Origin of the sequence: Paraburkholderia strydomiana, assembly GCF_031456815.1 — a bacterium.
GTDB classification, from domain to species: Bacteria; Pseudomonadota; Gammaproteobacteria; order Burkholderiales; family Burkholderiaceae; genus Paraburkholderia; species Paraburkholderia caledonica.
This window is the reverse complement of record NZ_JAVDVL010000003.1, coordinates 145,411-158,748: the sequence shown is the minus strand read 5'-3', so window position 1 is coordinate 158,748 and position 13,338 is coordinate 145,411. Positions and strand designations below refer to the sequence as shown.

The window sequence follows — 13,338 nt, the reverse complement described above, 5'->3', positions numbered from 1 at the left end:
TTTCAGAACTGCTGCGCGCGCAGCGACTCAAATTCCGCGCGGCACACTTCGCCAAAGTTGCCGAGGATGTCGATCGAGCCGTCCGCGATCATCTGACGCAACTCGACAAAGGTCTTGTCCGGCGCGAGGTAAGTGTCGACGATCTTGCGTCCGATAAGATCCGCTTCATCCGCGACTTTACGCGACGACTGGACCCGCATGCGGCTGATCTTCGCATAGAGGTTGGCGAGTGCATGCAGGTCCGGCTCGCCGTGTTGCAGCGCGTCAACGTAGCACTTCGTCGCTTCTTCGATGAACTCCTTGTAGAGTTCCTGCCGGCGGACGCGGTCATGCGCCAACCATTCCGCGCGAACCTGGGTGCGTTGGGTCAGCCATGAAGCAAGAACCGAAGTCAGGCCGCCAATCGCAGCGCCGACAAGTGCCGCCAGAGCCGAAATAACCGATGCGTTCACGGAGCTATCCTCACATTGCCATTGGCGGCCATTCATATTAATGCTCGTGCGTGCTTTCAGGTTGGCATGTAGATACGTGAGCAAAAGATAACTAAGCCGAAGCAAAGGTATTTCGTCTCTATCTGGAAAGCACGAAGAGAGCCATTGATGTCTCAGCATGTGACCGTCCGGCCTCGGAGCGCTCGATGCATTCGACCATCATGGCAAAGTCGGCCCCTGTCGCATTTCGCGCGATCAGTCGGGGCATCAGGGCCGGACGTTCAGGTATCTGAGGCTGAGGAAAGCGTAACAAATCACCGCGGCGGTAAGACCAAGCAGGATGTAACCGGTTCTGGGCAATAGCAGGGCAAACCCGGCCAACACGAAGACGACGAGGGTGTTGACGACCAGTTGGGGCCGCAGCTCGGGACGCTCCATAAAATAGCCGTACTGCTTGCCAATGAAAAAGCAGACTGCGCCGATGACCGACAATACGCGGAAATCGGATACCACCATGTCGTCCAGGGTGGCGTGCCGGATCAGGCTGGCCAGAATCGACAGGCCGATGAAGACGAAAAAGTGCGAGTACAGGACCGAATGGCCGGTCGTGATCTTCTGTTTGGTCAGCAGGTGAAAACTGTCAAAGTAGACCCACCAGATGCCCGATATCATCACGAAGCCGGTGGCGGCGGTCAGCAGCCTCTCCACAGTCCAGCTGATGTTGGCCAGTCCCGTGGACAGGCTGCTAACGGACTCTCCGAGCAGGATGATCGTGAGCAGGCCCACACGCTCGATCAGGTGTTCGGTATGCACTGGGATGACCTGGAGACGACGGGGCAAAAAAAAGATGAACACAACCAGATCGAACAGTATTCCAAGGTAAAACACGACATATCGCTGTGGCGCCGGGAACAGGATCGAAGCGAGGCTGATGGTGGTGCCGGCGACGATCACCCAGCCAACTGCCGTTGTGAGTCCCTCGCTTTTCTTGTGCCGGTATTTCGACACGAAATACATCATGGCGACGATGTATTTCGAACCGACGTAGCAGACGACGATGGCCTCAAAGCTGGCCAGGAATCGTCGGTCGATCAGGCCTGAGATGATAATCAGCAGGAACATGATGAACAGGGTTGCCAGCCGATGCTTCCGGTCATCGGCATCGAACCGATTGGCATACATCGTGTGGCTGGCCCAAATCCACCACAAAGGTATGAAAATCAGGACGAATTTCCAGAACTGGAGTGGGTCGAGATGACCCTCGCGCGTGTGGCTCAATATATGCGTTACGTCAGCGATCGCCACCGCAAAGATCAGGTCGAAGAACGCCTCGAGCCAAGTGGTATGGCGATTGGACTCGAAATACTTTATGTTGTGCATATCGCCTCATTGTCTTGCTTGCGCCGGGGACACGTCGGGTGCCGGGACTCTCACGCTGTGCCGGGTGCCGTTTTGAGGCGTGCGGCCTTGGACCTGCTGGGTGTGTCAACTTGTTTAAAGGCGCGCAGGCGAAAGTTCTTGCGATAGGGATGGCTAAGTTATACGCCAAGGCGATCTGGGATCGGATTGTCCGTTATGTGGGGGCAGAATCGGCACTTATGTGGTTGCGCTCGATGTCGGTCGACGCCAACTCGCGATGTTGAAGGGGATCATTGGTGTCCAACTTTGGACGAGGCCCAGCAAGATGCTGAGCAAGGGTATGGTGTCGAGCCGACCGCATGGCAGGCCATGCCGGACGAGAAAGATGAACTTTACCAACTTAGTGTGATGCCGATCACCGGACACTCCTACGACAGGGATAGTGCAAAATGGGTCGCATCCAATAGCACCGATTATTCTCCAAAATCGGGGCGCTAAGTCAGGCGGCGGTCGGCCAGTTACGGTCATTTGCTGGCTGGTTGGCCCAGGCACTCAATCGTCGGCTCTACTCAGAAAGCGGCCATTCGGCACTGATATCTTCAGGCGGCGAATGGTCGCTTCGAAGAACGCATCGGACCGGAGAGTCCAGTGGCCTCCACGCGCGCTGATCACCGTCGCACGCGACTTCCCAACGGCCTGGTTGAGGCATCTTCTATTTTGGAGGTCGACAGAGGCGGCCCCCGTCAAGCGAACAATTGCGAGGCCGCACTAAAGCTTTTGAAACGTCGGGCTTCTACGCAAGGGCCAATCGCTTTTTACGGAATGAGGTCGCCTCCCCCATGTGTGTCCCTAGGCCGCCCGAACTCAACGTAACGAACGTCTTGCCGACAGCCGGGAGCCGTCGCGCAGTCGGTCGAGCGCGTTGGATCGACGAGCTTGATCTCGTAACCCAGGGTGCTAAACAGGCCGCTCGAGTTTCCAACCCTACGGAGCGACAGGTAGTCCCCCGAACGTGTACAGCGTCCCTTTACTGCACCGCCGGATGCGTCGTCGCAACCCATTGTTCCTGCCGTGTTGAGCGAGAAGGTCACGTCACTGGAGGTGGTGATCCAGACCACGAAGTCGCCGAGGAATCCGACGGCATGATTCAGGTAGAATTTGTCTCCGCCCCCCCACATCAACGAAATAGCGACTTCCGATGTCGTGGAGTTGGCAGCAAGCGCAGGATAGGCGTAAGCGTTGTTTGAGTTCCAGACCTCAAGCTCGCTGGTGACATCGAAGCTGCTATCGCTCAGTTTTGCGATGATCACATACGGCTGGGCGAACGTTGTGTCGCGCGCTGCCGTCCAGGCGAACCACAACTCGCCCGGTCGATGAACTGCGCTGGTGATGTTATCCCCCTTCGGTCGCGGAGCATACCAATACTGGCCGTCCGGCGCCTTCGAAGTGTAGTCCGCACTCGCGTAACTATTGTGCGGCTTTGGCGCGCTCCAGAAATAGCGGTTCGATCCATCTGCCCAACTGAACACTCGCAAGTGACTATTGTCGTCATGGCCCGCCCAATACATCGTGCCTGTCGCATTTTGAGTCAGGTGAGAAGCTACCGCTGACTTTGCATTTTTTGGAGCGGTGAAATCCCAAGTCACAATATTGCCGGCGGGAAGCTGCAAATCTTTGTAGGAGATGCGCATGACGACAAGCCCGCCCGCTGTCACATCGTCCACTGACGCGTAGAGGTAGCCATCTGACGTCGACAGATCAGGATAGTCCAGCCAATCACTGCCCAATCCGAGAAAGTTTGAAGTGACATCGAACCATGTCCAGGCCGTGTTGAAGTTGGCGGCAACATCGGCGGGTCTCGCCCAGGCTATCCGCAACCGGTTCCCACCGGTCGGCTTTCCTGCCGAATCTTTGGGCTGGTTAGTCTGAATCAGCCAGACCAAACGATCGATGCTCGGGATGTAGTGAACCACTTGATCGCAGCAGTACCCGCCGTCCGGCTGATCGCCGAATACGGTTGAGAAATTGGAAACGGTCGTAAATGTTGATCCACCGTCAGTTGAGTACTTGAGGTACAGGTTCGCGGTAGCCAGGACCAGATTCGATGGAGTTCCAGACCCAACGGCGCTCGGGTCCGGTGGGAAACGATCTGCAATTCCGTTCGCGTTCGTGTTGACGATGAAGCCTACCGCTCCGTCAGGTGATGTCCCCGGATACGACGTTAATTGCAGCGCTTTTGGGCCGGTGTCGGTGGCCGTATGGGGGAACAGAAAGCTTGGGGATCCGATCGGCGTCGGTGCGCGGTCTTCATTGCTCTCAGTTTGCGGCGGCTGTGGCAGCAGCGGATAGGGCCCCTGCGTTGCATGGGTGGGACCACGGTTGCTAGAGGAAGTGTCCGAACCCGGTGCGGGCGGCGGTAATTGCACATCAACTACAAAATGAAATTCGTGATCACGCTCGCCCTTACCCCTTTCGTCCCTATCGTCCCTATCTTTTCCATTCTCTCGCCGATCGTCGCGATTATTGCCGTGATGCGCCCCGCCGGCAGTTCGACCACCATATTGCCCTTCGATGAGCACCTTGTAGGTTTTTGCTGGGTCGAGCTTCCGCACAATGAAGCTCAGATTAAGTACTCCCCGCTCGCCCGACGCAATGGTGCCGAGCGATACAGGCAAACGAGCCGGGCTCTGGAGATATCCGCCCAGGAGTACGACGCTACGAATCACGACATTATCAGCGTCCGTATCGCCAAAATTTTTGATAGGAAGCGCGACAAGCAGTACCGTGCTGTTCTGTATCGCGGCACCCGGTAACGTAGGACTTAGGGAAACGCTTGCAAATACGTGGGTGCTCCAGATCAGCAGGATGAATGCTAATCTTCTCGAAAGCTGCGCAATGGGAACTGACATCGTGTTCATTGCGATCTCTCCTCTCATAATCCCCCGAGAGCATGGCGCGCATGCTTTTATTGATTGCGCAACGCAATGCTTGAAGCAAAAAATCTACGCCGCAAAGCTTGACCGGATCGCGCGCAACCGACAGCCAGGCCTTAAGTCCAAACAGCAGAACCGATGCGTCGAATATTCAGTAGTGCGTTCCAGTTTCCCCTTGCTGAAATACGTAAGCTAAACGTTAGGCGAGACTAACGAAAACGCAAGCCAGTGAGTCGTCGTGCACGCGCCAAAATACTGGCGGCGCCGGCCACGCGCACTGCTGTGATTGACTTTTGATTAAGAATATTTGCGCGGATCTCTGCAGTCTTTAGGTGCCCGGCTCTCGCGCAAGAAGGCTGGCAGTTTTTTCCTTTGCCGTGTGAAGCCATCGAGCGCGTCCTTGATCCGACGTTGCGGACGACGGCATGTCCTGCACAACGCGCCAGCGGTCCAGACCAGTACAGTGGCGTCTCTTTCGCCCCTGAGAATGCTCGCGAATCTCGCGGCGAGTTTCTATTTGGTTCCAATCACCATTGAATCGGGGCCGGCAAGTGGCTCGACGTGTACCTGTGTAAAGCCGACTTGCTGCATCCATTCGCGACACTGCGCACCGGTATAGTCGAAACCGCCCGGCGTCTCGATAAGCATGTTCAGGCTCATCAGCAGGCCAAAGGCATTGCGCCTGCGGTCATCGTCGATTACCGCGTCGTAGACGATCAGGCAACCGCCGGGAGGTAGCGACGCGTAGCACTTCGCGAGGAGCTCGAGTTTCTGCCCGAGATCCCAGTCGTGGAGGATGTGTCCCATCACGAGCACATCGGCCGCCGGACAGGAATCCCTGAAGAAGTCGCCCGGATAGAAATTCAGCCGCTCCTGAAGGCCGTGCGATGCTACGTACTCTTCGAACACAGGGCCCACTATGGGCAGATCGAAGCCGCCGCCGCGCAAGTGAGGATGGGCGAGCGCGACCTGTACAGGTAAGGCGCCTTGGGCGGCGCCGATGTCAATGAAAGTCCTGTAGTTTTGCCACGGGAATTGTTGCGCAATCGCCTTGGCCGCGCCCAGGCTGACCCCGCTCATCGCCCGGAGAAAACCCCGTAGTTTGTGTTCGTCGCTATACATGGCATCGAAGGGATTGCCGCCCCCTTTCGCCTCGTTCTGGGGCAGCCCCGTGCGGAGGGCTTCCGTCAAAGAGCCCCAGAACGGATACAGGCGCGCGTTGGCCATTTCCAGCAATCCACCTACGTAGCTGGGCTTGGCCATGTCCAGAAAGAGCCCGGCGTCTGGCGTATTGCGGTACTTGCCGTCTTCGCGTTCCAGCAGATTCAATGCGACCAGCGCATCAAGAAAATCAAGGGCCGATCTCGGATGCAGTCCGAGAGCCTCAGTGAGCTCCGCAGCGTCGCGAGGTCCGGTCGCGAGGCACGAGAACACACCGAGTTCGACTGCGGACAATAAGGTTTTGGACGCCCAGAACCCCATGCCCAGCTGGAGCAGCCGTTCAGGGGAGGGTTCCTGTTGGCGCGGGTTGTCAGCGCCGGGCTCCTGTCGAACTATGCTCGATGTGCTTTCCATCATTGCTCCCGGGGGACGTGTGAACAAGCATCAGACAGGATGGTAGGCGAAACGAAAGTTTTCGAGCGTTCGCTACCGTACAGACGGTTTGCACGTCGCGCCATCAATGCCAATGCCCGATCAATTCCGTGTTTCCGAGCCTGGTCAACCGCGCCCTATTCGTGAGCAAAATAGTATGTGGATGCGCCGGAATGCGTTCAAAGGCCTCACTGCGCGGGTAAGCACCGACGACGTGCGGCGTTGATTCACCGTTTCTCTCGAACCACATTAAGACCGGGCGGCGTGCGATCTGAAACAGCACGTCCGCCCGCCTCGAACAACAGCAGCGAACCCAGTCAACACTCGACCAGTGCCTTCACGACGGTCCGCCCAGGCTCCATCAACTTGGGAAACTCGGTAGGCACGTCGGCCAGGCTCATGCGGTCAGTATTGAGCGCCTTGTCGGGAATGCGGCCTGCGCGCATCGCTTCAAGAACCGTCTCGAAGTCTTCGGCGGTCGCATTGCGGCTGCCGAGCAAGGTCGCTTCGCGCTTATGAAACTCGGGATCCGAAAACGTGATCTGGCCGGGCACGATCGAAATCAGCACGTACTTGCCGCCGTGGGCGATGAACTCAAAGCCGCGGTTCATTGCATTGACGTTGCCGGTTGCATCGAACACTACGTCGAAGAACTCGCCGTCCGTGAGCGCCGCAAGTTCTTGCACGTCGTTCGGACCGATCTGAACTGTCGAAACGGCAATGTGCTCGCGGCAGAACGCAAGACGATCCGCGCGCGTGTCCAGACACGAGACCTGCCCGCCGCGCAGGTTCGCAAACAGCATGGCCGCCATGCCGATCGGCCCCGCGCCCACGACGAGAACCCGCTGACCGGCCGACACGTCGGCGCGCCGGACCGCGTGTGCGCCGATCGCGAGAAACTCGAGCATCGCCGCCTGGTCGAGTGTCACGCCGTCGGCCTTGTGCACGAACTGCGCGGGTACCGACAGATATTCAGTCAACGCGCCGTCACGATGCACGCCGAGAACCTTGATGTTGACGCAGCAGTTGGTTTTCCCCTGCCTGCAGGCAATGCACTGTCCGCACGACAGGTAGGGCATCACATAGACGGCGTCGCCGGGCGCGACGTGCGCGCCGGGGTCCGCCTCGGCGACGATGGCCGATAGTTCATGTCCCATCACCCGCGGGTATTGCAGGTAAGGCTGATTCCCCGAGTAGATGTGCATGTCCGTGCCGCAAATACCCACGCGGCTAACGCGCAGAAGTACTTCGCCGTCTGCGCGGCGAGGTGGTTCGCGGTCTTCGCGGCGCAGCACGCCGGGCGATTCACAAATGACGCTGAGCATTGGCATCCTTTATTGGGCTTGTCGATCGCCGGACGGCTGATCGGTTGTGAAGAAACGGCGGGCCTCGGGAACCGGAGCCGATCCGGCTATCAGCCCTTCGTGCTGCAAGGCCTGCCACAGCTCTGGCGGAACTGGCGTTTCAAGCCATGCGATGTTCTTTTGCAACTGCTCGATACTGCGCGCACCGACCACGCACGACACGACAGCGGGGTGGGCCAACGGAAACTGGAGCGCCGCTGCAGCGAGCGGAACCTCGAACTTCGCGCAGGCGTCGGCAAGACGCGCGACTTTCCGTGCCACTTCGGGCGGCGCGTCGGCGTAGTTGAACTTGCCGTTGCCCACGAGCACGCCGGAATTGAATACGCCGCCAGCGACGATCCGCACGCCGTTGCTCACACACTGGTCGAGTAATGGCGAGAGCGCTTCCTGTTCGAGCAGCGTATAGCGGCCCGCCAGCATGACGAGGTCGAGATCCGCTTCCTGCATCGAATCGACTGCGACCTGCCATTCGTTCACGCCGAGTCCGATCGCGGAAACGGCATGCGAGTCGCGCAGTTCCGCGAGAGCCCGAAAGCCGCCGCCACGTGTCAGCTGTTCCCAGTAGCGTGAATGCGCATCGCCGTGCGTCGCCGCGCCGATGTCGTGAACATAGAGGATGTCCATCGTCTGCATGCCGAGACGTTGCTGGCTATCCTCGTACGAGCGCATGATGCCGTCGAACGTATAGTCGAAACGAGGCCGGAAGGGCAGAGGTTGCGCCCAGTTGTCATCGCCTGGCTGCACCGTGTCGTCGGGCCGCATTAGCCGCCCGACCTTGGTGCTCAGTACGTAGCGTTCGCGCTCGCGCATCTGCAGCGATTGTCCGACGCGCCGTTCCGAAAGCGTATAGCCGTAGAACGGCGCAGTGTCGAAGTAGCGGATACCGGCGTCCCACGCCCAATCGAGGAGCGCATTGGCCTCGGCGGTCGACATGGGCTTGTAGAGGCCGCCCAGTTGCGAGCAACCGAGGCCGAGTGTGGTCATCGCCAGCCCGCTTCGCGGCAGCGCGTGAGTTGCAAAAGCTTTCATGGAGGCGTGTCTGAATGGAGAAGATGCCGGCGAACGGCTTCTAAAAACCGCTGCGCCGGCCCGTTCGTCAATAGAGAACGTTCTTTGCTTCGGACGAGTCGAGGTTCTGCTTCTCGACCATCATGACGCCCGTGTCCACCTGCTTCGAAACGGGCTTGCGTTCAATGACGTTGACGAGGGTCTGGATGCCCTTGTAGCCCATCTGATAAGAGCTTTGAACCGCAATGGCCTGAATCGTGCCGTCACGAACGAAGCCTTGCAGGTCCTGGTTGCCGTCGAAGCCGATTGCAATGACCTTGCCGCCTTTTCCGGACTGCTGAAGAGCGCGTCCCATCCCCACGGCGGTCGGCTCGTTCGCGCCGAATATGCCCTTGAGATCGGGGTTGGCGGACAGCACGTCGGTCGTCTGATTCAGGGCATTCGCCATCTGCGACTGCGAGTAGAACGGACCCACCAGTTGCAGCTTCGAATGCGCCGCGATGTACTTGCGGAAGCCGCCGACACGGCCCACTTCCGAGCCTGCACCCGGCACGTACGACATGACCGCGACCTTGCCAGTCTGTCCAACCCGGTCGATCATGGCCTTCGCGCAGAGTTCGCCGGCTTTCACGTTGTCGGTAGAGAGGAACGACTGGTAGTACTGCTTGCCGGCATCGGACACCGTCGAGTCGATCAGCACGACAGGGATATGGGCTTCCCACGCTTTCTTCATGGCGGGAACGAGTGCATCGGGGTCGGACGGCGCCAGCACGATGCCCGCGACATGCCGGTTCACGGCATTCTCGACCATGTTGACTTCATCGGCGATGGCCGATTCGGCTGCGGGACCCTGGAAGGTCATCGTGTAGCCCTTCGCGTCGGCCATCGCGGCGGTCGCGCCTTTCTGCACGTTCTGCCAGTAGTTGGAGTTCGCCGTCTTCACGATTACTGCAATTTCGCCGCCCGCCGCCTGCGCATACGCGCTGAACATCGCACACATTGCTGCGGCCGCAGCCAGCACGGATACCTTTTTCATGTCTCGCTCCTTGATTGTGGTCTGGACTTCGTCTTCTGATTACAACTTCCGGTTTCGGAGTTGGTCGATCCATACAGTGCCGAGAATCACGACACCGATGATGATCTGCTGGATAAAGCTCGATACACCGTTCATGTTCAGGCCGTTGCGCAGCACGCCGATCACGAATGCGCCGATGGCGGTGCCGGAGATCGTGCCGACGCCGCCCATCAATGACGTGCCGCCAATCACCGCGCTTGCAATGGCGTCGAGTTCGTACATCACGCCTTCGTTCGGCTGGGCAGTGACAAGGCGCGACATCAGTACGCAACCGGTAGCGCCTGCCAGCAATCCGGACAGCACATAGGTGAAGAGCTTGACGCCCTGCACGTTGACGCCGGAGAGCCGCGCGGCTTCTGCGTTCGACCCGACCGCGTAGATGTGACGGCCGAGCGAGGTTCGCGACAGCAGAACAGAAACCGCCACGAATAGAATCACCATGATGACGACGGGATAGGGAATGCCTGGGAAGACCGTGTCGGGAAAGCCGTCAGCGCCGATATGAGAGACCTTGAAGAGCGCGCCGTTGCCCAGTTCGCCAAAGGCGTCGCCGAGCCCGGAGACGGGTCTTGCGCCCGTGATCTGCAGCGCGAGACCGCGAGCGACCAGCATCATACCCAAGGTTGCGATGAACGGAGGCAGCCCCATGCGCGTCACGCAGATGCCGTTGACCCATCCGCAAGCGGCGCCGACGAGCATGCCGCCCGCCATCGCGACGGGTACCGGTACGCCGGCCTTGACGAGCAGGGCGGCCGCAACCCCCGCCAGCGCCAGCACCGATCCAACCGACAGGTCGATGCCGCCGGTGATGATGACGCACGTTGCGGCCACGCCGAGATACGCAATGGACGTGACCTGCAGCGCCACCGTCATCAGGTTGCCGACGGAGAAAAATGCAGCGCTCGTAAGCGAAAATGCGACGATCAGTACTACGAGGCTACCCAGCGCGGCGAATTTCTGTATCAGATCGCGACGGCGCTGTCGTGCCTGTTTGTCCAGGGCCTGCGTGCGGCCCGATGTGATTTCAAGCATGACTTCTCCCGGATGCGTAGTGCAAGATCTCCTCCTGACTGGTCTGTCTGGTCTCGAGTACTGCGGTAATGAGCCCCTCGTGAAACACGGCGATGCGATCGGTCATGCCGAGCAGTTCCGGCAACTCGGAACTGATCAGGACAACGCCGACTCCGTCCGCGGCCAGCCGGTCCATCAGCTTGTAAATGGCGTACTTCGCGCCGACGTCGATGCCTCGCGTCGGCTCATCGAAAAAGAGGATGCGCGAGCCGCGGTACAACCATTTGCTGATAACGATCTTCTGCTGGTTGCCGCCAGAAAGATTCCGTGCGATCTGCTTCACCGTCGGTGTACGGATCGCGAGTTCGCGAACGTAGCGCTCGGCAATAGCCGTCTCTTCCGAAAAACGCAGGAAGCCACGCGACGATATAGCGCGGACATTAGACAGCGTGATGTTTGCGGCCACCGGCATCGACAGTGCAAGACCGTCTTTCTTCCGGTCCTCCGACAGGTAGGCGATCCCGTGGCGAATAGCCTCGCGCGGCGAGCGGATCGTCACGGGCGTGTCGCCCAGCTGGATCGAGCCGGAGTCGAGCCGCTCCGCGCCGAAGATCGCGCGGGCGACTTCGGTGCGCCCCGCGCCCATCAGGCCCGCGAAACCGAGAATCTCGCCCTTGCGCAGGTCGAACGAGAGCGGGCCGAACGTGTCGGTCCGCTGCAGATCGCGCACCCGCATCAGGACCTGTTCCGTCGGGACCGACTCGCGTGGCGGATACGCGTCGTCGAGCGCGCGTCCCACCATCCGGGCCACGATTTCGTTGATGGTGGTCGATGCGAAATCGCTCGTTGCGATATGGCGGCCATCGCGCAACACGGTGACGCGATCCACGATCTCCGCCATCTCGTCGAGCCGATGCGAGATGTAGAGAATCGCTACGCCGTCGGCGCGCAGTTCCCGGATGATGCGAAAGAGTTGGACCGTTTCCGATTCGGTCAGCGATGACGTGGGCTCGTCCATGATGAGCACACGTGCATCCAGTGACAGCGCCTTTGCGATCTCCACCATCTGCTGCTGCGCAATCGAGAGGGCGCCGACCAATGTGGTTGGCGACACGTTCAGCCCGATGCGCTGCAAGCAGCGCTGCGCGTTCGCGTTCAGCGTGCGGTAGTCGACGAACGGGCCGCGCTTGGGTTCGCGCGCAAGGTAGATGTTCTCCGCGACCGACAGATGCGGCACCAGGTTCAACTCCTGGTGGATGATCGCGATGCCTGCGGCCTGCGCGTCCGAGGTGGAGGCGAACTGCACCGGCTTGCCCTCGTAGCAAATGACGCCGTCGTCCGCGTGATATTGGCCGCTGATGATTTTCATCAGCGTCGATTTGCCCGCGCCGTTCTCTCCGCAGACGGCGTGTACCTCTCCGGAGCGCAGATCGAGATCGATGCCATCGAGCGCCACGACACCGGGGAATCGCTTGCTTACACCCTTGAGTTGCAGGATTTCCCGAGGTGCCGGCACATCGGGCTCACGGCCCGGCCTCCGCTGCGTGGTCGCTTCTGTCAATCCCGTCTCCAATATGTTCAGAACTTCACCGTTCGACCCGTCGAAAGCCGGGCTAGCGGTCAGTCCAATTTGGGCAGATTAAAACGCACAAACGGCTGTTTGGTCAAGCCAATGTAGAATTTCAGAACTGTTCATTCCAGTAGGGAAAACCCCGGCGGTGATGCTGTTGCTTGGCCTGCCGAGGCCATCAGGCCCCATGCTAGACTTTGCTGCGGTCCGTTTCGCGGCTCGTCGACAGGACATTTTGAACAATGAAGCAAACTGAACCAAAGCGGCTTTACCAATCTGTGGCCACGCAGATCCTTTCTCTCATTCGAAAGGACGAACTGGCGCCTGGCGCACGTCTTCCGCCCGAGCGCGAGCTTGCCAATACGCTGGGCGTCTCACGCCCTTCATTGCGCGAAGCATTGATTGCGCTCGAAATCGGCGGCCAGATCGAGATACGGATGGGGTCGGGCGTGTACGTGCGCGCTCCGGACGAGGGCGGCGACAACGCGGTACCGGCTCTGGGCGAAAGTCCGTCCGAATTAATGCAGGCCAGAGCGGCAATAGAAGGGACAGTGATCGTACTGGCCGCCGGCAAACTTTCGGCGGCCACGCTCGACAGGCTGCGACGCACGGTCGAGCGAATGAAACGCCTCGCATCTGCCGGAAAGTCGCCAGTCGATGCGGACCGGCAATTTCATATGCTGATCGCGGAGACGGCGGGCAATTCAGTGCTGAGCCGCTTCGTTGCCGAAATGTTCGATAGCCGCCACGACCCGATCGCTGCGGCAATTCGTGACCACTCGGAAAGCACCGAAACGTGGTCTGTCGCGGTAAGGGAGCACGAGGAAATTCTGAAAGCGCTGCAGTCGGGCGATCCGATCGCAGCGCAGACGGCGATGCGGACGCACCTTAAAGCGTCGGAGGAACGCTGGATAGCAGGTGCATTGCGGCAGGAAGACGTTTGAGTCTCCAGCCGGCGCATCTTCGCCCTAAGCGTCTTTCCGTGAACTAGCCG

10 protein-coding genes are annotated in these 13,338 nt (G+C 59.5%); 1 reads left to right on the top strand and 9 read right to left on the bottom strand.

Annotated features, from left to right (window positions below; all coding sequences use genetic code 11):
* Positions 1-2: 2 nt before the first annotated feature.
* From J2W46_RS10240 to J2W46_RS10200, 9 genes are all read right to left on the bottom strand, one after another.
* Entirely contained in the window at positions 3-452 is a 450-nt protein-coding gene (locus J2W46_RS10240; RefSeq protein ID WP_033379603.1) for a hypothetical protein, read from the bottom strand.
* Positions 453-698: 246 nt separating this feature from the next.
* Positions 699-1,811 carry a low temperature requirement protein A gene (locus J2W46_RS10235; RefSeq protein WP_204522886.1) on the bottom strand — a complete coding sequence of 371 codons (1,113 nt, stop codon included), beginning with the start codon at positions 1,809-1,811 and terminating at the stop codon, positions 699-701.
* 794 nt (positions 1,812-2,605) lie between these two features.
* Positions 2,606-4,708, bottom strand: a complete 2,103-nt coding sequence (locus J2W46_RS10230) for a hypothetical protein (protein WP_310353353.1) — start codon at positions 4,706-4,708, stop codon at positions 2,606-2,608.
* A 528-nt stretch (positions 4,709-5,236) separates the two neighbouring features.
* Complete coding sequence (locus tag J2W46_RS10225; RefSeq protein WP_310353351.1) at positions 5,237-6,298, bottom strand: methyltransferase; 1,062 nt, start codon at positions 6,296-6,298, stop codon at positions 5,237-5,239.
* Positions 6,299-6,633: 335 nt separating this feature from the next.
* On the bottom strand, positions 6,634-7,641 hold the full coding sequence (locus J2W46_RS10220; RefSeq protein ID WP_310069455.1) for a zinc-binding alcohol dehydrogenase family protein: 1,008 nt from the start codon (positions 7,639-7,641) through the stop codon (positions 6,634-6,636).
* Positions 7,642-7,650: 9 nt separating this feature from the next.
* Positions 7,651-8,709, bottom strand: a complete 1,059-nt coding sequence (locus J2W46_RS10215; RefSeq protein ID WP_310353346.1) for an aldo/keto reductase — start codon at positions 8,707-8,709, stop codon at positions 7,651-7,653.
* A 67-nt stretch (positions 8,710-8,776) separates the two neighbouring features.
* On the bottom strand, positions 8,777-9,724 hold the full coding sequence (locus tag J2W46_RS10210) for an ABC transporter substrate-binding protein (protein WP_020068425.1): 948 nt from the start codon (positions 9,722-9,724) through the stop codon (positions 8,777-8,779).
* Positions 9,725-9,763: 39 nt separating this feature from the next.
* Positions 9,764-10,795, bottom strand: a complete 1,032-nt coding sequence (locus J2W46_RS10205; RefSeq protein ID WP_020068426.1) for an ABC transporter permease — start codon at positions 10,793-10,795, stop codon at positions 9,764-9,766.
* Positions 10,788-12,335 carry a sugar ABC transporter ATP-binding protein gene (locus J2W46_RS10200; RefSeq protein WP_027804701.1) on the bottom strand — a complete coding sequence of 516 codons (1,548 nt, stop codon included), beginning with the start codon at positions 12,333-12,335 and terminating at the stop codon, positions 10,788-10,790. The genes J2W46_RS10205 and J2W46_RS10200 overlap by 8 nt, the downstream gene beginning before the upstream one ends.
* 251 nt (positions 12,336-12,586) lie before the next feature.
* Here J2W46_RS10200 and J2W46_RS10195 point away from each other — a divergent pair, with 251 nt between their 5' ends.
* Positions 12,587-13,288, top strand: coding sequence for a FadR/GntR family transcriptional regulator (locus J2W46_RS10195; protein ID WP_087754384.1), 702 nt, complete (start codon positions 12,587-12,589; stop codon positions 13,286-13,288).
* The last annotated feature ends 50 nt before the right edge of the window (positions 13,289-13,338 follow it).